Source organism: Streptomyces sp. GQFP, assembly GCF_021545335.1.
Taxonomy (GTDB): domain Bacteria; phylum Actinomycetota; class Actinomycetes; order Streptomycetales; family Streptomycetaceae; genus Streptomyces.
Genome location: NZ_CP089312.1, coordinates 6,863,076 through 6,886,606, shown reverse-complemented (window position 1 = coordinate 6,886,606; position 23,531 = coordinate 6,863,076). Strand labels below are relative to the sequence as shown.

At 71.9% G+C, this 23,531-nt stretch carries 10 protein-coding genes; 3 read left to right on the top strand and 7 right to left on the bottom strand.

Annotation, left to right across the window (positions count from 1 at the left end):
• Positions 1–16: 16 nt before the first annotated feature.
• Entirely contained in the window at positions 17–2,626 is a 2,610-nt protein-coding gene (locus tag LUX31_RS30960; RefSeq protein ID WP_235478602.1) for a right-handed parallel beta-helix repeat-containing protein, read from the bottom strand.
• Complete coding sequence (locus LUX31_RS30955; protein WP_235478601.1) at positions 2,623–11,205, bottom strand: hypothetical protein; 8,583 nt, start codon at positions 11,203–11,205, stop codon at positions 2,623–2,625. The genes LUX31_RS30960 and LUX31_RS30955 overlap by 4 nt, the downstream gene beginning before the upstream one ends.
• Positions 11,206–11,392: 187 nt before the next feature.
• On the opposite strand from LUX31_RS30955, the gene LUX31_RS30950 reads away from it, so the two are divergent.
• From LUX31_RS30950 to LUX31_RS30940, 3 genes are all read left to right on the top strand, one after another.
• Complete coding sequence (locus tag LUX31_RS30950) at positions 11,393–12,334, top strand: serine/arginine repetitive matrix protein 2 (RefSeq protein ID WP_235478600.1); 942 nt, start codon at positions 11,393–11,395, stop codon at positions 12,332–12,334.
• A gap of 23 nt (positions 12,335–12,357) precedes the next feature.
• The gene (locus tag LUX31_RS30945) at positions 12,358–12,669 is read left to right on the top strand and encodes a hypothetical protein (protein ID WP_235478599.1); all 312 of its coding nucleotides are present in this window, start codon (positions 12,358–12,360) and stop codon (positions 12,667–12,669) included.
• A gap of 70 nt (positions 12,670–12,739) precedes the next feature.
• Complete coding sequence (locus LUX31_RS30940) at positions 12,740–13,069, top strand: hypothetical protein (protein WP_235478598.1); 330 nt, start codon at positions 12,740–12,742, stop codon at positions 13,067–13,069.
• A 69-nt stretch (positions 13,070–13,138) separates the two neighbouring features.
• On the opposite strand, the gene LUX31_RS30935 is transcribed toward LUX31_RS30940, so the two are convergent.
• From LUX31_RS30935 to LUX31_RS30915, 5 genes are all read right to left on the bottom strand, one after another.
• Entirely contained in the window at positions 13,139–17,716 is a 4,578-nt protein-coding gene (locus LUX31_RS30935; protein ID WP_235478597.1) for an FtsK/SpoIIIE domain-containing protein, read from the bottom strand.
• Between the two features lie 673 nt (positions 17,717–18,389).
• Complete coding sequence (locus LUX31_RS30930; RefSeq protein WP_235478596.1) at positions 18,390–19,634, bottom strand: hypothetical protein; 1,245 nt, start codon at positions 19,632–19,634, stop codon at positions 18,390–18,392.
• A complete protein-coding gene (locus LUX31_RS30925) occupies positions 19,631–20,140 on the bottom strand; it encodes a sigma-70 family RNA polymerase sigma factor (protein WP_235478595.1) in 510 nt (169 codons plus the stop codon). The genes LUX31_RS30930 and LUX31_RS30925 overlap by 4 nt, the downstream gene beginning before the upstream one ends.
• Positions 20,141–20,385: 245 nt before the next feature.
• Positions 20,386–22,683 carry a glycosyl hydrolase family 95 catalytic domain-containing protein gene (locus LUX31_RS30920; RefSeq protein ID WP_235478594.1) on the bottom strand — a complete coding sequence of 766 codons (2,298 nt, stop codon included), beginning with the start codon at positions 22,681–22,683 and terminating at the stop codon, positions 20,386–20,388.
• Positions 22,684–22,690: 7 nt separating this feature from the next.
• A complete protein-coding gene (locus LUX31_RS30915) occupies positions 22,691–23,389 on the bottom strand; it encodes a cinnamyl alcohol dehydrogenase (RefSeq protein ID WP_235478593.1) in 699 nt (232 codons plus the stop codon).
• Positions 23,390–23,531 lie beyond the last annotated feature (142 nt).

The window sequence follows — 23,531 nt, the reverse complement described above, 5'->3', positions numbered from 1 at the left end:
GGACGGGCAGGGGCCGTCAGACGGGTGTGGCGGGCTGGGGCAGGTCCTGCTCGTCCAGCAGCACGAGTTGGGCCGCCTCGGGCGCGGTCAGCTCGGCGACCCGCATGGCCTGACGTTCCGTCATGCGCTGGAAGAGCTGGCGGGCCGTGCGGCCGTTGCCGAACTGGGCGCCTCGCGGGATCAGTTCGACGTGCTCGGTCAGCGCCTTGCGGGCGGCCGTGCTGAGTTCGTACTGGTGGCGCTGGGCGTGGTGCTCGACGATGCTGACCACTTCGGCCGTGGAGTAGTCGGCGAAGACCAGGCTGCGGGTGAAGCGTGAGGACAGGCCGGGGTTGGAGCCGATGAAGCGGTCCATGTCGTCCGGGTAGCCGGCGGCGATGACGACGACCTCGTCCCGGTGGTCCTCCATCAGCTTGACCAGGGTGGCGATCGCCTCGCCGCCGAAGTCGTTCGCGGCCCCGGCCGGGGCCAGGGCGTACGCCTCGTCGATGAAGAGGACGCCGCCCCGGGCGCGGTGGAAGGCCTCGGTGGTCTTCGGGCCGGTGTGGCCGACGTACTCGCCGACAAGGGCGCTGCGGTCGACCTCGACCAGGTGGCCGCGGGCGAGCAGGCCGAGTGCCTTGAGGAGGCGGCCGTAGAGGCGGGCGACGGTCGTCTTGCCGGTGCCAGGGTTGCCGGCGAAGACCAGGTGGCGGCTGAGCGGCGGGGCGGGCAGGCCTGCCTGCTCGCGCAGCCGTACGGTCTGCATCAGCTTGACCATGCCGCCGACGTCGCGTTTGACGCCGTCCAGGCCGACGAGTTCGTTCAGCTCGGCGAGCAGGTCCTCCAGGGTCTCCGGCTCGGGTTCGGGCTCGCCCTGCTGGCCGAGTCCGGGGGTGCCGGCGGCCGGTTCGGCGGGGGTGGTCGGGATGCCCGCGGGTGTGCGCGGCGCGGCCGGGGCCGTGGGCAGGTCCGAGAGCGTCGGGAGCAGGGCCGTGCCGACCCGGATCGCGGCGCAGTCCTCGAACACCGGCTCGGCGCCCTCGGCGAGTTGCGCGTCGTGGCCGCAGTCGAAGACCCGGCAGCCCCGGAAGCGCGGGGTGGCGCCCCGGGCCATGTGCAGCGCGGGGAACGCGGTGGCCGTCACGTCGCAGTGGTCGAAGGTGCCGCCGGACTCCTCGCCGACGAGGATCCCGTTCTTGCCGGTGCCCTCGATCCGTACGCCCCGCACCTCGGCCTGTGCCTTGCGTCCCAGGACCAGTCCGCCGGCCCCCGCCCCGGACACCCCGCCGCCGTCCATCATCAGCCGGGCCCCGGTGTCGACGGTCACGCCCGCGCCGCCCACCTCGGCGATCCGGGTGCCGCGCAGCACGGCGACCGCGTCGGCGGTCAGCTCGATGCCGCCGCGCCGCTGCCCGGTCACCGAGCAGTCCAGGAGCTGCGACTCCCGGCCGGAACGCACCCGTACGCCCGTGTCGCCGTCCTCCACGCGTACGGCGGCCAGCGCCACCTGGGCCTCGTCGTCCACCTGGACACCGCACGCCCGGGCGCCGGCCAGTGTGGTCCGGGTGACCTCGGCCTGCGCGCTGCCGGCTGCCGCCAGGGCGTGTTCCCCGCTGCCTGACACCCGGCAGCCGGTCACCACCGCGACCGCCCGCTGGTCCAGGCGCAGGGCCGAGCCGCCGGTCCGGGCGAACAGCGAGTCGGCCAGCGTCACCGTCGTACCGCCGGCCGCCAGCAGCCCGTGGCCCGCCGGGTCGAGGACGTGGCAGCCGCGTGCCGTGACGTGTGCCGTGTCGCCGGCCTCCAGGCCGTGGCCGCCCGCCCCGGTGATCCGGCAGTCGGTCAGCTCGGCCCGTGCCTCGTGCGAGACCTGGACACCGGAGCGGGCCACGCCCTCGATCCGGCAGTCGGTGAGCAGGGCCTCGGCGGTGTCCTGGACGAGGACGCCGTTGCGTCCGGCGCCCACCAGGCGGGCGTCGCGCAGCAGCAGCCGGGAGCCGCCGCGAACCCGTAGCGCGGACCCGGAGTTCTCCTGGATCCGCAGCCGCTCGGCGAGCAGCACGGCCGTGCCGGACAGCACGACGCCGATGCCGTCGACCGACTCGATCACCGTGTCCTCGACGCGGGCGCGGGCGTCCCCGGCGAGATGCAGCGCGGTGTGCTGGGCGCCGCTGAGCCGGGTCCTGCGCAGCACCAGTACGCCGCCGCCCAGCGGGTCCGCCAGTTCGGCGGCGAGATCGCTGTCGAGGTCCAGGGAGGCGTTGGCGACGGCTCCGGAGCCGTCCGGGGAGCCGAGCACCTCGACCCGGCCGTGGCCGAGCCGGCAGTCCTCCAGGCTGAGCCCGGCCGCGTCCTCGACCCGGACCAGCGCCTCCGTGGGGCCGGCGCCGCGCAGCACCAGGCCGGTCAGCAGGCACTCCGGGGCGGTGACGGTGAGGGCGGTCCCCCAGGGAGCCCGCAGGACGACCGAGCCGGGGCCGTACTCCGGTTCCAGCGTGACGCGCCGGTCGAACCGCAGAGTCTCCTCGTACTCGCCGGGCGCGACGGTGACGACCGCGCCCGCGGGTGCGGCGGTGAGCGCCGAGGCGATGCTGCGGTGGGTGCCCCGGCCCTTGGGCGCCACCTTGATGATCTTGTCCGTCACGTGCCGCCCCCGCCGTTCCAGCCGTTGCCCCCGACGACGTTGTCGCGGACCACACCGCTCAAGTACATGTTGGAGAAGATCTTGTCGACCAGCTTGCCCATCCCCCCGACCACGAAGATGTCGAAGAAGCCCTGGCGGTGGTACCAGCGCCCGGCGATGTTCTGGGTGATGATCGTCCGGGCGAGGCCGGTGGTGACCCCGCCGATCACACCGGCCGCCGCACCGGCCGCGCCCACCAGCAGCGCGTCGGTGCCGTACAGGTGAACGGTGTTGCCGTCCTTGTCCTTCACGCCGAAGATCGCCGCGCTCGCGCTGCCGCCGATGAAGCCGGACAGGGCGCCGCCGAAGATGCCGAGACCGAAGTCGTACGTGCCCGAGCGCCAGCGGGTGACCTTCTCGTTGCCCGCGAACTCGCCCTGCCAGCCGTCGTCGTTGGGACGCCGGGAGTAGGGCTGGCCCATGTCCATCTGGCCGAGGCCGGTCTTCCAGGGGCCGCCCCGGAAGGTGGCCAGGTGTCCGGCGGTGAGGGTGCCCTTGACGCCGGCGCTGACGGTCGCGCCGAAGGCCGCCTTGGCGACGTCGTTCCACCCGAACTCACCGCCGGTGGCCGCCGCGACGATGCCGTAGACGACCAGGTTCATGCTGAAGTCGAGCAGCCACTCCTGGCCCATCTCCACGGCGAGCGCCTGGAAGGCCTTCCCGGCGAACGGGGTGTAGACGGACTCGCCGCCGACGCTGCGGCCGAAGTCCCAGCGGTTGGGCTCGCGCCACATACGGCTGAAGCCCCGGTATTCGCCGAGCGCGCCGATGTAGTTGGTCTCCCGGCCGATGAGCGTGGTCCGGCCGAAGGTGTCGGTGTTCCAGATGTATCCGGAGATGGCGCGCTGTTCGAGGAGGGTCGTACCGGTCGGCCCGCCGTAGCGGCGCCACTGCTTGTGCCACTCCTCGCTCTCCAGGAAGGTGTTGTCGCCGAGGTCGGTCTTGCGGCGGATGTCGATGCCGTTGTCGAACTCCTTCCACACGTTGGAGTTGAACGTGCCGCCCACGTCCGAGACGTACTCGCGGACCCGGAACGGTGCGTCGGTGGCCCAGGAGTGGATCGGGCCGGTGGCCGGGCGGGCCGGGATCTCCTGCACGGTCATGTGGTTGATGGTGGCCGGGTTGTTCGGGTCCGGGGTCGCCACCTGGTCCTGCCAGCGGGCGTCCTGCCGCCAGCCCGGGAGCACGTTGCCGTTGGAGTCGATCCAGCTGCGGATCCGGTTCGGGGCGCCGCCGCCGAAGTCCATGACGTTGCCGTGCCGGTCGATCTTGTTCCACTGCCAGGTCTCGGCGCCGGTGTTCGGGTCCCGGCTGACGCGCCAGGCGTCGACGGTGGTGCCGTCCCCGAGCAGCCGGTGCTCGCGGATCAGCCGGAGCTCGTCGGTCGGCATCATCCGTTCGAAGTCCTGGAACGACTCCTTGTCCCAGGCCCAGGTCTCCATGCCCCGCTGGTTCTGGGTCACCCGGAGACCGGTGGTGCGGTTCGGTCCCTCCCAGGTCAGGGTCTTGGCGCCCGCCGGGCCCGTGGCGGTGATCGTGATGGTGTTGTTGGCGCCCCCGCCGGCCGGGGCGGGCCAGGTGTCCTTGCGGCCGACGACCACGCCGTGCGGGTCGTACTTCGTCCAGTCGCCGGTGCCCGCGTGGATGTTCTGCCGGAAGGCGATGTCCCCGTTGCCCGCCGCGCCGTCCGGGCGGACGGCGGGGGTGGGCCGGTACTCGATCACCGTGCCGTCCTTGAACCCGGTCCGGGCGACGTCCCACTGCTTGTTCGGATCGGGCGAGTACCAGTCGCCGTTGCCCCGGTTGGCGGTGAAGCGGTCCTGGAAGAGGATGTCGTTGCGCCGGTAGCCGTGCGGCACGGCGAAGTCGCCGGCCACGTACGTACGGTGACCGTCGAGCTTGCCCGCGCCCTCCGACCAGGGCAGGTAGTTGGCCTGCCGGTTGACGCCGTTCGGCAGCGGGATGTCGCCGACGGTGAGGTCGTTGCCGCTGGCCACCTTGCCGGTCACGCGGACGACGTTGCCGTTCCTCGCGATGTCCGTCGTGACGCCGCTCATGCTGACGAACCGCACACCCCGCTCGGGCAGTCCGCCGGCGGCGGGCGTCAGCTTCCACTCGTGGATCTGGTACCTGCCGTCGAACCGCAGCCAGCTCGCGTTGGCCAGGCTGGTGGCCCGGTAGTCCCCGCTCATCGCCCAGCGGGCGAAGAACGGCGGGCGCTGCTCGGCGAGGCGTTGGGTCTCCAGGAAGTCGCCGTTGCTCAGGGTCGTGCCGCGGCCGTTCTCCTTGCCGTGCGCGGAGTGGGACATCCAGTCCCGCTTGGGGATGCCGTCCGCGCCCATCTCCACCTGGAAGTAGCGGCGTACGTCGTGCGGGGTGGGGGTGAAGCGGCCGAACTTCTCGTGGACCACGGTGTCCGCGCTGGTCTTCGGGTGGGCCATGGAGTCCGTCCAGCCTCGGCCTGGACCCCACTTCCTGGTCCCCTCCGCCAGGTGGTTGTAGTCCGCGTCGAAGCGGTGCCAGTCACCGCGGCCCGCGCTCTGGGTCCAGACCGTGCGGTCCAGGTTCGCCAGCACATGGCCGCCGTCGGGGTTCTGCTGGAAGTGGTGGACGCGGGTGTCGACGCCCCGGGTGGTGGTGACGTCGAAGTAGCTGCGACCGCTCTCGCCCCAGTGCCGGGTGCCGTGGCGGGTCGCCGCGCCGGCCCCGTCGAACTCGGTCCACACACCACGCTGGTTGAAGCGGCCGAAGGTCCCGGCTCCGGCGGAGGAGTGGTACGCGTCGATCGAGCCGCCGTTGCCGAACGGCAGCGGGCGGCGCTCGAACACCTCGGCGCCGGAGTGGCCGAGCAGCCTGAGCCGGCCGTGGTCGAGGCCCTTGAGGTCGACCGTCCCGCCGTCGTACCAGGGCCGGTTGCCGTTCTGTGGCCGCGGGTTGCCGGCCCCGTCGAGGTGGACGCGTTCCCAGGTCGGCTTGGCACCGCCGGTGGCCGGGTTGGGATAGGTCACGTCGATGCGCTGGCCGGGCTTGATCTGGCCCTGGTGGATGACGTTGATCCGCTGGAAGTCGAGCCGGCCGTCGGCGTCGTACCGCTTGAACTCGCCCTGGTGCGGGGCGCCGACGCCGTCGACGCGGTACTGGCCGTTCGCCTGGACGGTGACGTTGCCGGGTACCGGGGTCAGGTCGCCGTCCAGGACGCGGAGCTGGTTGATGTCCGTGCGCAGGAAGCGGGTGCCGATGCCGTCGCCGAGGCGCACGGTGTCGTAGAGGTGGGTGCCGTTGCCGTCGTTGACGCGGAAGACGCCGCCCTGGCGGGCGTCGACGACGGAGCGCTCCAGCCTGCCGTTGTTGCCGTGGAGCTGGAAGCCGCCGTCCGTCTGCTCCACGCGGTGGCCGCCGCCGGGCCGCGCGGTGACCTTGACGTTCGGGATCTCGGCCAGGTTGTTGTCGAGCAGCTCCAGGCCCCCGCCGGGGTGGACGCGGACGTTCTGCCCGATCGGCTGACCGGCCGCGCTCTGGAGCCGGACGGTGTCGATGTCGACGGCGCCGTCCGCCGCCCGGTGGACGCGGATGGCGCCCGGGTGCTCGACGAGGAAGCTGCCGTCGGCACGGACGGTGAAGTTGGCGTTCGGGATGGCGGCGCCGTCGGCCTGCCTGAGCACGGCCGGCCCACCGCCCGCCGGCATGTGGACGAACTCGCCGTTCGCGTGCGGGGCGGTACCGCCGGTCAGTTCGCGGACGGTGGCGGTGTGGGCGCCGCGAGCGTCCACGGTGACATGGTCGTTGCCGCGGATGACGCGGAAGCCGTTGCCGCCGCCCGTCTGGGCGACGGCGGTCGCGGTCGGGTGACCGTCCAGACGGACCGCGCCCGCGGGGTCGATCCGCAGCACCCCTCCGTTCAACGCGCCCCCGTTCAGCGGGAGTTCGTCGTACACGTGCTGGTAGTTGGCGTTGTAGACGGCCGTGCGGTTGTTGGCGCCCGGGACGCGGTACTCGCCGCCGACGTGGGTGATGCCGCCCTGGGGCACCCCGGCCGCGTCGGTGCGGATGATCCCGCCCGGCTGCCCGGCGACCGGCGTGTGGACGAACTGCCCGTTCGCCGCACCACCGTTGAGCGGCCGGGCGGTGTGCGTCTGGACTCCCGCCCCGTCGACCACGATGTGCGGCCGGGTGGCCCCGTTCTCGATCCGGAAACCGCCCGGCTGCGTCTCCACCCGGGCACCCGGCACCGGGACACCGTTCGCGCCGACGAGGTCATGGGCCGTACGGGTGCCCTCCGGGAAGCGGACCATGTCACCACCCGGCACCGGCAGCACCCGGTGGACATAGGCACCGTCCGCCCCGTACACCCGCAGCCAGCTGCCGTTCGCCTCCGGCACATGGAAACCACCGTTGCCCGGCAGGACGGCGACGTTCACACCCGGCTGACCCGTGGGGTGAACCGTGCCGTCGGGGTTGATCCGCAAGCTCTGGCCAGGCAACGTACCCCCGGTCAACGGGAGTTCGTCATACGCGTGCGTGAAGTTGCCGTCGTACACCTCGAACCGGTTGTTGGCGCCCGGCACGCGGTACTCGCCGCCGACATGGGTGATGCCGCCCTGGGGCACCCCGGCCGCGTCGGTACGGATGATCCCGCCCGGCTGCCCGGCGACCGGCGTGTGGACGAACTGCCCGTTCGCCGCACCACCGTTGAGCGGCCGGGCGGTGTGCGTCTGCACACCCGCCCCGTCGACCACCACATGCGGCTGAGTCGCACCGTTCTCGATCCGGAAACCGCCCGGCTGCGTCTCCACCCGGGCACCCGGCACCGGGACGCCGTTCGCGCCGACGAGGTCGTGGGTCGTACGGGTGCCCTCCGGGAAGCGGACCATGTCGCCACCCGGCACCGGCAGCACCCGATGGACATAGGCACCGTCCGCCCCGTACACCCGCAGCCAGCTGCCGTTCGCCTCCGGCACGCGGAAACCACCGTTGCCCGGCAGGACAGTGACGTTCGCGCCCGTCGGGCCGTTCAGCCGGACCGTGCCGTCGGCGTTGATCCGGAGGTGTCCGGTCGACGTGCCGCCGGTCAGCGGCAGTTCGTCGTACGCGTGCGTGAAGTTGCCGTCGTAGACGACCGTCCTGGTGTTCGGCCCGGGGACACGGTACTCGCCACCGACACGGGTGCCGCCCTGCTGGGGCGCCCCGGTCGCGTCGAAGTGCCGCAGGCCGCCGGCGCCGCCCGGCGTGACGTCGATCCTGACCGTCGCACCGCCGAAGTGGCCGCCCTGCAGGGTGATCTGGCGCTCGGCGCCGACCAGCCGGGTGCCGTTCGCGTCCACGTCGAAGTCCCAGTGGCGGGTCTCGCCCCCGTTGACGTGCTCGATGCGGACGACGTTCCCCTGGCCGATCCGATCCGCGCGCAGCCCCTGGAAGCCGTTCGGGTTGGTGATGTTCGGGAGGGACCCGGGAGTGATGTCGACGCGGACGCCGTTCAGGCCGGGCACGTTGACCGCGTGGGCGGGTGCGCTGTTGAGCCCGGAGGGGCCGGCCGCGGCGTTCTGATGCGGCGGCGGGGCCTGCCGGGTGACGTTCTGGAGCTCGATGCCCTGGACGACCCTGCTGTCGATCTGCTGGTGGTTCAGGGCGGCGCTCAGGTGGTAGTCCGTACGGAGGACGCTGCTGCCGCCCGCGAGGTCCTGCTCGATCCTGAGGAACTGGCCGCCGCCGCCCGGCGGGGTCTCGAAGGTCGCCCGGACTCCCGGGGTGGCCGGGACGACCCGCGGTGCGGTGGCCGTCGGGGTGACCTCGACCCGCACGTTGGGCAGCCCGGGGATGTTGCTGAAGGTGTGCTGCAGGTCCAGGGACTGGTTGCCGAGCATGAAGACCTGCATGTTCCGGTGCTGGTCGCGGAACGCCGCGAGGTCGACGCGGCCGAGCTTCGGCAGGTCGACGAAGAGGCCGTCGTTGCCCAGCGGGCCGAGGGGGCCGTTCTTGGCCGGTCCCCCGGTGCCGGGCGGCGGGACGTGCGATCCCGGGCCGCCGTCGAGCCCGCCCGGGGTCGGGGTCGGAGTCGGGGTCGGGGGTGTTCCCAGCGCGTTCGCCGGTGCCGGGTTCACCGCAGGCATGCCGCTGACGGGCGCGTCCACCCGCCCCAGGACCGTGGCCGGCGGCACCTCCACATGGGCGGCCCCGGCGGGGACGTCCGACACGCCTCCCCTCAGCCCGTTCGCGCCCCCGGTGGCCGGGACGTCGACCCGGCCCACCGACGACGGCATGCTCACACCCCCGGAGCCCGGGACGTCCACTCGGCCCACCGACGGCACGTTGACGCTCCCGACCGACGGGATGTCCACCCGGCCCACGGACGGCATGGTCACGCCGCCGGTGGGCGGGACGTCGACGCGGCCGACGGACGGCATGGTCACGCCCCCGGAGGCCGGGATGTCCATCCGGCCCACCGACGGCACGTCGACCCGGCCCAGGGACGAGCCGACGCCGTTCACCGAGGGGATGTCGGTCATCCGCGCGGACATCGCGGGGGCGTCCACCCGTACGGTCGTCGGGCCGTTCGACAGCGCCCCCGGGCTCGACACGTTGACCTGGTGCAGACCCGCCGTGGGGACGTCCACGCCGCCCATGTTCACCGTGGGCACGTTGACCTGGCCGAGGCCCGTCGTGGGCACGTTGACCTGGGAGACGGACGGGACGTCGACCTGGCCGACGGACGGCGAGGACACGGACCCGAGGCCGTTCACCGAGGGGATGTCGGTCACCCGCGCGTCCATCGACGGCATGTCCACCCGCACCGCGGTCGGCCCGGACGCCACCGACCCCAGACTCGGTACGTCGATCCGGGCGACACCGACCGCGGCGACGTCCCCCACGGCTAGGTCGGCGCCCCGGAGCCCGGCCACGCCGACCGTGCCGACCTGGCTGATCTGGCCCAGCTGCGGCAGGCTCATATTGCCGATGCCGCCCAGCTGGGCCATGTTCACGCTGCCGAGGCCGCCCAGCTGGGGCATGTGCACACCGCTGAGCCCGGTGACGGCGGGCAGGTCGGTGATACGGGCGCCGATGGCCGGCACGGGCGCGTTGAAGGATCCGCCGAGCCCGCTCAGACCGCCGGTGAGGTTGACGTTCCCGATCGAGGACGACAGGTTCAGCGACGGCAGGTCCGCCATCCCCGCGCCCAGTCCGCCGGTCGGACTGGGGGTGAAGTTGCCCATGTTGATGTGGGACAGGCCGCCCAGGCCGGCCCCGGGCTGCAGCAGCGTGAGCCCCGACGCGGCGCCGCCGCTGATCTTGCTCGACACGCCGAGGAACTGGCCGCCGGCGAAGGCCCCGTACCGGTACATGCCGAAGACACCGCGGTCGATGACGCCGATCCTCAGCGCGAAGAGCAGGCCGTTGCCCATCTCGTCCGCGGCGACCGGCAGGAAGAACCGCAGCCCGTTGAGCCCGCGCACCCCGTTCAGCATCGTGGTGCCCAGCGAACTGCCCAGCCGCCCGATGCCGTTGAGGCCGCTGATCACCGTCCGCACCGCGAAGAAGCTCTTCACGCCCAGCAGGTTGATGACGGTCAGTTCGTTGGCCAGCGGGACGACGCCGAAGCCCTTGCCGAGGCCGGCCCCGCCCATGGTGAAGCCCTTGAGCCCCGGCATGAACGTCAGGGGCGTGAACTTCACCCCGCCCAGGCCGCGCAGACCGCCGTTCAGCCAGACCCCGGTGGCCCGGAAGGCGTCGTCGATGCCGAACGTCAGCCGGCCGAGCAGCCCGAGCGCGTTGGGCCCGCCCAGGAGCAGGTTCTTGCCGCCCTGGAAGGCGGAGACACCAGCCCCCTTCAGCCCCTTGAACACCGCGCCGACGTTGATGCCCTTGGTGGTGGGCGCGATGACGCCCAGGATGGAGAGCACCAGTTCGGTGACGCTCGCCTTGCCCTGGGAGAAGTCCACCGCGGTCTTGATCAGCAGCGCGACGTTGAGCCCGATGGCGAACAGTGCCAGCGGACCGCCGACGATGATCGCGGGGATGATGAGGATCAGCGCCAGCCAGCCCAGCGCCTTCCAGAACGCCTCGCACTCGTCGATCGGCGAGGCGATGCTCTCGGCCGCCGTGGTCAGCGCGCTCGCCGCGGTGTCGGCGGCCTCCGACAGGATGTCCTTGGCGTCCTCGGCGGTGTTCTTGTGCGTCTCGCGTCCCTCGTCGTCGTCCTCGGCCAGCGCCGCCGCCGCGGTCAGGGCGGCGTCGGCCCGCTCCTGCTGGGTGCGCATCACCCCGACGAAGGTCCGCAGCGCGGCCTGGGCATCCTCGTGGGCCTGGCGGAACGTGGAGACGTAGTTGCGCAGATCACCGTCGATCACCTTGCGCAGCGCGTTCGCCGTCTCGCCGACGAAGGCGCCGTCCGTGGTGTTCTTGATCTCCGTGAGTCCGGAGTCGATGGTGTCCGCCAAGGTGACCAGGTCGCCCTGCGAGGTGATGATCTCGTCGATCCGGGCGGCGTCGCCCGGGGTGGGGTCGCTGCCCATGCCGAGCGCACTCCAGTCGGCGGGACGAGCCATCGGGGCGCCTCCATCTGCTCTCGGGACACAACGCGGGACGTACGTACGGGCCGTCGTCTGCACCGTCCACGCACCGGGACCCCGGGATGGTTCAACGCACGGGAAAACAGTGTCCGTTGAACCTTCCCGGGGGCCTCGTGCGTGGAGAGGTCGCAAGAGGCGTACGGCACATCAGGAGGTACGACGCGTGGCGGACTTCTCCATCGACTACTCGGCCCTGCACAAGGTCCAGAAGAAGATGCACGACCTCGCCGACCAGGCCGACTCCGGCGGCGCGACCGGCGCGTTCAAGGAGGTGGGCGAGGACACCTCCAGCGAACGCAGGGCGGTCTTCGGCGACTCCGGTCTCTCCGCCGCCTTCAACCTCTTCTACCGCCGTTCCACCTCCCGTACGAAGCAGGCCAAGGACGGGCTCGGCGAGCTGGCCGACGTCTTCAGCTCCGTCGCCAACACGTTCTTCGACGCCGACTCCCAGCTCTCCAGCGCGGCCGGGCTCATGGGCTCCAGCATCGGGCTCGACGAGTGGAAGAACGACACGGAGGCGTACGAGGACTGGCAGGAGAACAAGAACACCTGGGACGCCTACCTCGACAGGATCGGCGCCGGCGAGTACTTCGACCAGCATCCCGACGCCGACATCGGTGAGGTCTGCCGGGCCGACGGCGCCCCTTCCTGGTGCGAGACCTGGCAGAACGACGAGGACGCCCCCGATCCGCCGGGCGACGAGCCGGAGAAGCCCTCGGCCGACCCGCCGACCACGTACACCTACGAGGACGAGAACGGGAAGGTCGAGGTCAAGGTCGAGCTGAACGACGAATACGACGTCATGAAGGAGACGTCGACGATCACGACCCCCGACGGCCAGTCCTACTCGTCGGTCACCACCTACGACTCCGCCCCGAAGATCATCGATCCGGAGGGCAACGGCACGAAGGACGCCTTCGACGCCCGCGACTACACGATGGTCACCACCTACGCGGACGGTTCGAAGACCACCAGCGTCTTCGCGATCGGCGACGACGGCTCGGGAACCATGACGAGCACCGACCAGGACGGCAAGGTCACCGTCTCCACCCGCTCCGGCCCGGACGCGGAATGGGTGACCCCCGAAGAAGAAGACGAAGAGTAGAGACCGGGAAAGGACCCCTCCCCATGGCAGCCAACATCAGCCTCTCCTACACCGAGATCGAACGTGTCGCCGGTCTGCTGGACACAAGCGTCGACCAGACCCTCGTCCCGCGCATGGACGAGGCGAAGCTCGAGGTGGACAACCTCCTGGACACCGCCCTGGTCCTCACCGAGACCAGCCCCGCCCTCCAGGCGCAGTACGAGAAGTTCACCGTCTCGCTGAAGGAGGCCACCGACAGCATCAAGGGCTACGCCGAGCAGTTCCGCAAGATCATGGAGTCGGTGAAGGGCATGGACCACGACATCGCCGAGAAGGTCAACAGCAGCGGTCAGTAGGCCGGTTGGGCCAGTCAGCGTCCAGTAGTCCGACAGAGCGAGCAGTCGGCCACACCTCAGGAGGATCACGATGGCAGCAGGAAATCCCGATGTCCTTTTCGACTACGACGAGATCGGCCGGGCCGCCACGACCATGGGCACCAAGCTCACCGACATCTCCACCGAACTGGCCGAACTGGAGACCACGGTGAGCGGTCTGCTCCAGGACGGCCTCGTCTTCGAGAAGGCCAGCCCCGCGCTCAAGGACGCGTACGAGGCCTTCAGCAAGCAGATGAAGTCCTCGGCCGCGAACATCGGCGAGTACGGCAAGAGCTTCAAGGACATCGGCGACTCGATCGCCCAGTCCGACACGGACATCGCCAACGAGGTCATCAAGGCCCAGAGCGAGTCGAACGCCTGACCCGGTAAGGGCAGTTGAGGGTAGGGGGGTGGAGCCGCCGGACGGCGGCTCCACCCCCCCTACCGTCTGTCAGCCGTCCAGCAAGGTGAGCGGCACCTGGACCGCGATCGGGGCGCCGGCCTCGCTCGCCGTCCAGGCGCGGCCGGGAGACAGCGGTGTACGGACCTGCTCGGAGGAGATGCGCACCCCGATGAGGTCGCCCTCGCCGATCGACTTCGGCCCGAGCAGGATGCCGCGCCGCGAGCGGCGGGCCATGCCGACCCAGCCGAGGGAGCTCATCGACTCGGGCAGCCCGGCGAGGAGCAGGCCCTGCTGCCGGTCGCGCCCCGAGGTGGCGACCTGCCTGAGCACCTTGTCGGCCCCGCAGGACAGCAGCAGGTCCGCGTCGTCCACGACGACGACCACCGGTTGTCCCGCGACCGCGCGCAGGGCCTGGGTGACCGCGTCCGCCGACGGGTCGTGGTCGGTGATGACCTGGGCCAGGTCGTGCGCGGCGAGTTGCCGCAACTGCGAGTCGCGCGGCGCGAGGACGACAAGTGCCGTGCCGCCCATCAGCAGGGACACGCACATGGAGGCGAGCGTCGTGCTGCGCCCCGAACGCGGGGGCCCGGCGACGATGAAGGAGCCGCCGCCGGCCGCGAAGTCGAAGCCGAGGGGTTCCGCCGCGTCACCGCCGATACCCACCAGGGCCCACAGCGGACGGCGTTGGGGCTCCGGTACGCGGTCCACCGCCTCCTGGAAGCCGATCAGGGAGGGGAGTTCCTCGATACGGAAGGGCCTGCGGACGGCCGGGAGCGCCGCGTCGCGGGCGGTGGTGCGACGGCCGATCTCGATCAGGGCCTCGCCCTGGTCCACGCCTTCCTCGGTGGGCAGCAGCGCGATCTGCGCCTCGACCCCGCCTGGGGCGTGCCAGCCACGGCCGGGCGGAATGTGCGCCGGGACCTTGTTGCGGCCGATTCCGGCGATGTTGTAGTCGCTGAGGTCGGCCTGCTTGAGCAGGAACCGGCTGTCGTTGTGGGCGGCGAGGCGGCCGCCGAGCAGGATGCGCTCGGAGGTGGCGATGACATGGATGCCGGCCGCCGCGCCCTCCCGCAGCAGCCGTACGACCTCGGAGTACAGCCGGCCGCCGTCGTAGTCGTCGAGCATCGCGCTGAGCGCGTCCCAGCCGTCGATGAGCAGCAGCAGATGGGCCGGGCGGCGGTCCTTGGGGAGCTTGGCCCGCAGTTCGGCGATGCCGGCGGCGCTGTGCTGCGAGACCAGCCGCTGACGGATCGTCAACTCCGCGGTCAGGCGGGAGATCAGCCGCTCCAGGCGTTCCGTGTCGTGCCGGGAGACCACGGCGCCGCAGTGCGGCAGCGACTCCAGGGCGGCGAGGCCGCCGCCGGCCGCGTCGATGCCGTAGATGTGCAGGTCGGCGCTGGGGATGACGAGGGCGGCGGAGCCGGCCACGGTCCGCAGGACCTGGGTGCGTCCGGAGCGGGGCGAGCCGATGACGTAGAGGTGCCCGAAACTCGCGAAGTCGATGGTGCCGAGCCGCTGTTGCTGGAACTGCGGGACGTCCATGAGGGCGTACGGCACCAGCGGCAGGCCGCCGGGCTCGGGCGGCGGGCAGGGCGGCAGGGACTCCATGCGGACGGTCTCGGCCAGCGGAGGCAGCCAGGGGCTGCGCTGCGGCTTGTAGTCGTCGAGGAGTTCGGCGGCCCGGCCGAGGGCCTCGACCAGGGCGCTCAGGTCGGTGACGGGTTCCTCGCCGCCGGTGAGGTGCTCGACGACGACGTCGTGGTCGTCCTCCGCGGCGGTCAGTCCGGCGGGGCGGCCCAGCCGGTTCCAGGTCAGTTCGACCCCGCGTACGGGACGGGAGGGCGTGGCCGACTCGGGCATGGCGGCTCCGGCGCGCTCGGCGCCCACCCAGGCCGTCTGGAACGGGGTGGGGGCGCCGGCGCCGCGCCGGACGAGGGCGCGGCCGGGGGTGGAGGGCGAGATGCTGGCCGCCTCCGGGGCGTTGATGATGTCCTGGCTCTCGGAGCGGTCGGTCACGCGCAGGGCGATCCGGAGGTTGGTGTTGGCCTTGATCTCGTTGCTGACCGAGCCGCCGGGCCGCTGGGTGGCGAGGACCAGGTGCAGGCCGAGGGAACGGCCGCGCTGGGCGAGGCTGATCAGCCCCGGCACGAACTCGGGCAACTCCCTTACCAGGGTGGCGAATTCGTCGATGACCAGGAGCAGGCGCGGCAGCGCGGGCAGCTTCGGGTCGCGGGCCCGCTTGGCCCGGTACTCGGGATGGTCCTTGGCCTCGACGTCGGCCAGTACGCGTTCACGGCGGCGCAGTTCGGCGTCCAGCGAGGCCAGGGCGCGCTGGACCAGATGACCGTCCAGGTCGGTGATCATGCCGAGGGTGTGCGGGAGTTCGGCGCACTCGCGGAAGGCGCTGCCGCCCTTGTAGTCGACCAGCACGAAGGCCAGTTCGTCGGGCCGGTTGACGGCGGCCAGCGAGGCGATCATGGTCTGCAGCAGCTCGGACTTGCCGGATCCGGTGGTGCCGCCGATCAGCCCGTGCGGCCCGTCCCTGACCAGGTCGAGGCGGAGTTCGCCCTCGTACCCGGCACCGAGCGCGAACGCGGTGGAGGCGGGCCGGCGGGCCCAACTCGCCGCGATCGCGGCCGGGTTGGGAGGTTCCTGGTCGAGCAGCGGCAACAGCCGTACGTCGGAGGGCAGCCCGGAGTCGCTGTCAACGGTGACGTCCCGTACGGGAGCGAGCGCGCGGGCGACCTCCTCGCACCAGTCGGCGCCGACCAGGTCGGCCCGGACGTCCTCGACGGAGGGCACTCCGGACGCCCGTACGGTCAGCCGGTTGCCCTCCGTCGTGATGACGGCGGTGCACTCCTCGGGCAGCAGCCGTTCGCGCTCGTCCACGCACAGGCTGAAGATCCGCACGCCGGGCCCGCCGGTCAGGACCTGGACGACGCCGGGCACGTCCCGCAGCCGCCGGGCCCCGTCGAGGACGACGAGGACGTCCGGTTCGCGCAGCAGGGTGTGGCCCAGGGCGGAGGTGGCGGCGGAGGTCCTGGCCTGGATGTCGGCGATCAGTTCGTTGACGCGGTGGGCGGTGCTCTCCGGGTCGTTGCCCAGCGAGATGACCGAGCCGCCGCGGTCGGGCCGCAGATGCGGCAGCCAGCGCACCCATTTCCAGGCGTCGGCGTGCGCGTCGTCGGTGAGGACGACGATCCTGAGGTCCCGGGGACTGTGCAGGACCGCGGCCTGCGCCACGGCCCAGCAGGCCACCGTACGAGGGGTCTCGCCGGCCCCTGACAGGCCCACGACGCCGAAGTCGGCCAGTTCGACGCCGAACGGCACGTCGGCCAGGCGCCAGTGCACCTGGCGGTGGTTGGACTCGCGAGCCTGGTCGTCGATGCGCTTGAGGGACGGGCGGGTGACCGTGCCGAGCCTGAGGGTGAGGTGGTCGGGGTCGCGGCGGCGGCGCTGCCACAGCAGGCTGCCGGGGCCGGTGGCGGTGAGCAGGACGGTGGCCGGGTCGGGGAAGGTGATGTTGCGCAACTGCCGTTCCGCCACGGTCGCGTCGCGCATCTCCAGCTCCAGGGAGGCGCGGCGCAGCCGGTAGATGCGCAGCGCCTCCTCCTGCTGCTTGCGTCCGGTGCGGCGGCCCATGATCCAGTTGCTGACCGCCATCATCGGCGTGAAGAAGATGAAGATGATGAAGTAGAAGGACCGGAACAGGCCCATCATGACGAGGCCCATGACCAGCGGCATCATCATCATCAACAGCGGGAACGGCCGCGAGCCGCGTTCGCCGGGCGGACCCTGCATACGGATCTGCTCGCCGTCCAGGTGCGGGGCGATGCGCGGCGGCCGGTTGTACTCGATGGCCAGGCCGTCGGCCGAGGGGTTGACGGCCGCGTCCGGGTCGAACGGCGGGGTGAGCCGCAGCAGATGGTCGCCGAGCGACAGGTCGGCGTAGCCGGGCCAGTCCTCGGAGCCGTCGTCCGGCGGCGGCAGCCAGCCGACCGGGGGCAGCGGGGGCTCCTCCGGCAGGCCGTCGGGTCCTGGCCGGGCGGGCTGCGGGGTGTGCCCGCCGGGCCCGCCGTCCTGCGGGCCCGCCGGTTCCTCGGCGGTCAGCGGTGTCCCGGTCTCCGGGTCCACGGGCGGCGGCGGGGTGAGGCTGCGCAGCCCGCAGCGGGCGGGGTCGGCGTCCTCGGGCAGCCGGTAGGTCACCGTGCCGTCCGTGCCGACGGTGATCCACACGCCCTGCTCGGGTGCGCCCCCGCCGTCCAGCCGCAGGGCGCACCCCCGGTCGGTGCCGGCCTCGTGACTGCCGGGCCCCAGCCGCCAGGACCGCCCGGCGCCGGGCCCGCCCACCTGCCGGATCTCCACCAGCTCCGGGTCGGAGGACGGAGGTTCCCAGGCACGGGTGGCGGTGCCGGCCGGCACCGGGGCTCCCAGGCCGACCACGACACCCTCGCGGATACCGCTGGCGCCAACGGGCAGATCGGGGCCGAGCAGCCGGTCGCCCAGATACAGCGGCCCCGCCTCCAGGGCGACACCGAGATCACCGACCGTGGCTCCCTCGGGCAGATCGAGCAGATGGTCCGCCCGGCGCCCGGCCGGGTCGGCGGTGGTGAGGATGAGATTCACGTGGGTCCAACCAGGGGCGAGGGGGGGGTCAGCTGTGCGGGGCGGTGGTGCCGGGGGCCGAGGCCGGGCTCGGGACGGCCGGGCGGGAAACGTCGGGATCCGGGCCCGGGACGGCTGCGGTGAGGGTCAGGTTCACGGGGGTCCAACCAGGGGCGAGGGAGGTCAGCTGTGCAGGGACATGGTGCCGGGGGCCGGGCCCGGGACGGCCGGGCGGGAAGCGACGGGATCCAGGCCCGGGACGACTGCGGTGAGGGTCAGGTTCACGAGGGTCCAACCAGGGGCGAGGGGAAGTCAGCTGTGCAGGGACGTGGTGCCGGGGCCGGGGCCGGGCTCGGGACGGCCGGGCGGGAGGCGACGGGATCCAGGCCCGGGGCGGCTCTGCTGAGGATGAGGTTCACGGGGGTCCAACCGGTGCGCGAGGGGTCAGCTGTGCGTGGACGTAGTGCCGGGGGCCGGGCCCGGGACGGCCGGGCGGGAAGCGACGGGATCCAGGCCCGGGACGACTGCGGTGAGGATGAGGTTCACGGGAGTCCAACCAGGGGCGAGAGGGGGTCAGCTGTGCGTGGACGTAGTGCCGGGGGCCGGGCCCGGGACGGCCGGGCGGGAAGCGACGGGATCTGGGCCCGGGGCGACTGCGGTGAGGGTCAGGTTCACGAGGGTCCAACCAGGGGGGTCAGCTGTGCGTGGACGTGGTGCCGGGGCGGGTGGCCCGGGCGGGATCCGGGCCGTGGGGATCGGTCGCGCGGGAGGCGCCGGGGCGGGCGGTCTCGGAGAGAGATGCCTCGCCGCTCTCGTGCAGGGAGGTCACGGAGGCGGCGCGGGTGACGATCGCCGCTCCTTCCCCGGTCCCGGTCGGAGTGCCCTCCTCCTCGAACAGGTCGCGCGCCTCGCGGCCGTCCAGTCCCGTCGAGGCCTCGGCGGCCGGGGCGGGCGGCAGGACGGGCGGGATCGAGGGCAGCACCTTGGCCACGGCGCTGCCCAGCGGGCCGCAGCGGGCCAGCAGCGGGGTCCCGGTGACGGCCACCCGGCCGTGCCGGTCGGTCAGCAGCGAGCGGACGTACGCCCGGCCGGGGCCCAGGACCACGGCCCGGACCGTGGGCTCGTCCCCGGGCGGGGCGGCGAACTCCGGGGGCAGCGGGTCCGGCAGTTCGGCCGCGATCAGCACGGGCGCGATACCGAGCCGGGGCGGGGTCTCCCGGGCGGTCCGGTAGGCGGACCGCACCGGAGGGCCCGGGTAGTTCTGGTGCACGCCCTCGGCGACGACGACCAGCGGGCTCGGCAGCCGTACGTCGAGCTGCGCGGCGACCGCCTGGACCAGGGCCGTGGCCGCCCGGTCGTTCCCCGTGACGGAGAGCACGGGCGGACCGACGGCCAGGTCGAGGAAGGCCGCCGACCGGTCCGCCTCACCGACGGCGACGATGATCGGGCGGATGTCGGCCGCCTCCGGTGTCACCGAGGGCAGGTCCGCGCGGGCCACGAGCCAGCGCTCCGGCTCGTCCGGCTCCGCCCACCACACCCCGTCGGGGTCGGGCTGCGGGAGTCCGGTCCCGGCGAGGAGCACGGCGACCGAGTCGGAGTCCACCAGCGCGGCGTACGGCCGGGCCGGTGCGGCGGCCAACCTGGCTGCGGCCAGGGCCCGTTCGGCGTCCCGCCAGGTCTCGGGGGCACCCAACCGCCGTACGAGCAGCCGCAGACCGCTCCGGTGGCGGTACCAGGCCCGCACGGGCGCGGTGAACGCGTAACGGGTGACGGCCAGTTCACGGCGCAGCCGCGCCCAGGCCGCGCGCCAGCCGCCCCAGCGCATCGCCCACACGCGCAGCAGCAGGAAGACCAGCAGCAGCGCCCCGGCGATGCCGAGCACCCGGTAGATGGTGTCGCTGTGCTGCCGGAAGAAGACGATGGGGTCGGTGTTCCTCATGCCGCCTGGATCTGGTCTCGTAACGCCAACAGGGCGTAGTGGTTGCGGGACTTGACGGTGCCCTGCGGGACCCCGATGGTCCGCGCGGCCTCCGCCCGGGTGTGGTCGCGCAAGTGGATGTGGAACAGCACCTCGCGATGCTCGGGCGACAGTCCCGCCAGGGCCAGCCGGACGACCTGACGGTCGGCGACGCCGTCGGCCAGGTCGCCGGCACTGTCCGGCCGGTGCACCATTCCGTCCGGAATCACGCCGACCGGGATGGCCCGGTCGCGCCGGTGGGCGTCGACCGCGAGATTGCGGGCGACGCGGTACAGCCAGGCGATCCGGCGGTCCTCGTCGTGCCGGTCGAGGTCGGCGGCGGCGAGCCAGGCCCTCAACATCGTCTCCTGCACGATGTCCTCGGCGCGGTGTCTGTCTCCTGAGGTGAACCGGTACACGTAGCGGAGCAGACGGGCACGGTAGCGCTCAGCGGTGGGGGGAGAGCCGGACGGTCGAGCGTGAGACATGGTTTGGCTCCAACGACGCTCTCTGCGAGGCGACATGGGGACCGCGTGCTTACTGAGTCGCGGTGGAACTCCGAGGTTATTGACCTCTTGACGATTTTTCCTGTATCAGTTTTTGCCCAATACAGACAAACCCGAGCAGAGGTAGCTCAGATCCAGCTCAGAGTTCGGTTTCCGTCCCGTCACGACAACACGCAAGTAGCCCAGTCGGGAAGGAATGCCATGCCCCGCAGAAAGGCCGCACGGTTCTACGGCAGTCCCCAGGCCTCCCCCCGCTCCACCGGAGCCACCGGCCCGATCACGAGGTCCGGCCGCTCCCCCGCGTACAGCAGCACCTCCCGCCCCTTGGCCAGCTCGATCGTGAGGGTGCCGTCCTCCGACACCTCCGCACGGGCCCGGGTGCCGTCGTCCAGCACCGCCCGCACCGGACCGCCGGTCAGGTCGTGCCGCAGGCGCAGCGGCTCGCCCGCCAGGCTTCGGATGCGGATGAAGCGAGTGGCGCCCGCCGTACGGACCGCGCTGATCAGGAAGGCGCCCTGGGCGCGGAAGTCGTGGAGGGTGACGTCCGGCCAGGTGGGCGGGACGGCGGGGAAGACCCGTATGACGTCGCCCCAGCTCTGGCAGAGCATGTCGTGCAGCGACTGGGAGGCCGAGAGAGGGGTCTCGATGACCGGGCCGGCCTCCGTGTAGTGGGTGTTGGCCCGGCACGGGTAGCGCGTGCTGGTGTCGAAGAACTTCTTCAGGTAGGCCAGGGCCGTGTCGCCGCGGCCCATCATCGCGTACAGCGACGCGGCACCCGTGTAGCTGTAGCCGCGGTGGGAGCCGGTCAGCGCGTGCCAGTGGACCACCGACTTCTCGATCAGCTCGCGGTGTTCCGGCTGGTCCCAGTTGACCAGGTACAGCGGGTAGACCATCAGCAGGTGCGAGTAGTGGCGATGGGACTGCGCGTACGGGGTGTCCGCGCCGATCATGTAGCCGTTGCCGTCCACCGGGTACGGCGTCAGCCTGGCCAGGGTCTCCTGCCAGCGGGGCGCGAGCGGGTCGTCGACGCCCAGGCGTTCCGCCGCCTCCAGGAGCGCGGTGCAGCCCCAACGGATGAGCGCCAGATCGTAGTTGGTGTCCTTCGGGGGGATCACCGGGTACTCCGGGGAGAGCGTCGACGGGAGGTGCAGCTTGCCGTCGTCTCCTGGCTGGAGGAAGTGCAGGTAGTAGTTGATCGCCCGGCGGAGGAGGGGGTAGAGGGTGTCCCGCAGCAGCCTCTCGTCCATGCTGTGGCGGTAGCTCAGCCACACGTTGTGCAACGCCCAGGTCAGGTCGCCGACTTCGGCGCCGCTGCCCGGTGTGCCGACGTTCCGGTTGGCGAACATGTCGGAGCTGCGGCCCACTCCGGAGCTGTCCGAGCGGTACGCGGCGGGCACGTTGGCGGTCAGCTGTTCCTGGTTCTGGCGGACGGTCGTGGCCAGCGCGTCCAGTTCCAGGTGGTTGGAGCCGTGGATGAGCCAGTACTCCAGCTGGATGTTGAGGTTCCACCACACCGCCGGCCAGGGCGTGGGCTCCAGCCAGGGGCCGCAGGTGGCCATCGGCGGGCCGCCCGCTCGGCTGGCCGACGCGACCTTGTAGAGCTGGATCCAGTGGAAGCTCTGCAGCCGCTCGTCGGGGAACGAGATGAAGCTCTTGCGGTAGTACGTGTGCCACCAGCGGGTGTGCGGGGCGCGGAGGGCCGCGTAACTCGGCCTGGCGCGGCGGATCTTCCTGAGCGACTCCTCCCCCGCCCTGGTGTCGGACGGGTGGCTGTGGCCGACCGTGAGGAGGAGGGTGTCGTGCGAGTCCGAGTGGCGGTAGGCCGTCGCCGTCTGGCCGCCTCCCGTGAGGGGCTGGAGGACCTGCTCGATGCCGTCGCCCGTCGACCCGGTGGTCCAGGGCGGGTTGGGGACGTATCCCGCCGGTGGGGCCTCGCTGATCTTGCGCGGGCTGATGGCCTCCTCCGGGTGGAAGGTCCAGTGGACCTCCTCGTCCCCGGACGCCGTGACACGGGCGGCGAGGATGCCGTCGTGGATGAGGGCGGCGAGGGTGAGCGTGCCCTTGTCCGTGGTGATCGTGCCGGTCAGTTCGGCGTTCCACAGGCTCAGGCGCCAGTCCACGGCGGTGATGGTGCCGACCGGGTCCAGGGTCAGATGTCCGACCGGGAGGCGGCAGGTGCCCCAGCCGCTGCCGAACTCCGGGCGGTGGTCCTGGACTTCGCCGTGCTGGACGGTGAAGCGGATCGCGTTCGCGCCCGGCTCCCGGTACACCATGCTGCCCAGCCGCCCGTCCCCGAGGAACGGACCCTCGTGCCACAGCGTGGGCACCCTGCGCCACAGCAGATCCTGCCGGCGCAGGAATTCCGCCCAGGCCGCGTCCGAGTCCATGCAGTTGCGGAGCTTCCAACGGCCGCCTGACGGAGGGCCGGTGACACCCGCACTGTCGCCCGCCTGGGCAACTCCCGGCAGGGCGGCGGCCGTTGTTCCGGCCAGCGCCGATCCGATGACCGCTCTTCTGGAGGTCATCGCCGGATCACCGCGTCCAGTAGGTGATGTTGCGGAAGCGGGCCTCGGCCCGTCCGCCGCCGTGGTGGTAGACGCCGTTCTTGAAGTGCCGGGTGGCGGGGCCCCGGTCGTCCCTCGTGAGGACCAACTCGTTGTCGAAATAGACGTTCACACTGCCCGCCGACGCGTCGTGCGCGAGCTTGACGTTGAACCACGTGTCGTACGCGTCGGTCTTCAGGACCGTGCTGTCGTACGCCCGTACCGTGCCGCCGCTCCCGCTGTACGCGTTGAGCATGAAGTCCGTGGCCGGGGTGCCCTCGGGGTGGATCACGCGGAGGATCTGCACGAAGGTCGCGCCGTTCGTGCCCGACGGGAGGTACACGTCGGCGTCCCACATGTGGCGGCCCGACGTGTACTCCTGCCGCCAGCGCATCTCGGTGCGCGGGTCGGTCGAACCGCCCTCGGACATGGGCTCGTCGGTGTCGTAGACCCACATGCGGTGGACGCCGCCGCTGTTGCCGTACCGGTCGCTCAGGGCCAGGTTCCACGGCTTCTGCATGCCGTAGGTGAAGGTCGTCCTCGTCCAGCCGTCCGTGGGGGAGGCGGCTGGTGCGGCTGCGGCTGCGGCTGCGGGAGACGCGAAGGCCGTCGACCGGGTCGTCGACCAGAGGGCGCCTCCGGCGAGTAAGCCTCCGGCCGCCAGAATCGTTCGCCTTGATGAGTGCATGACAATCTAACCCTTCCGGGGGGTGGTTGGATCGGCGAGCATCGGTGATTCATCGGATCTATCTGTGGTGGGAGCGTAGGACTGACCCTGATGCGCGTCAATGTCCACGACTCGCCAAAGATAGATCCGATGTACGGTGTCA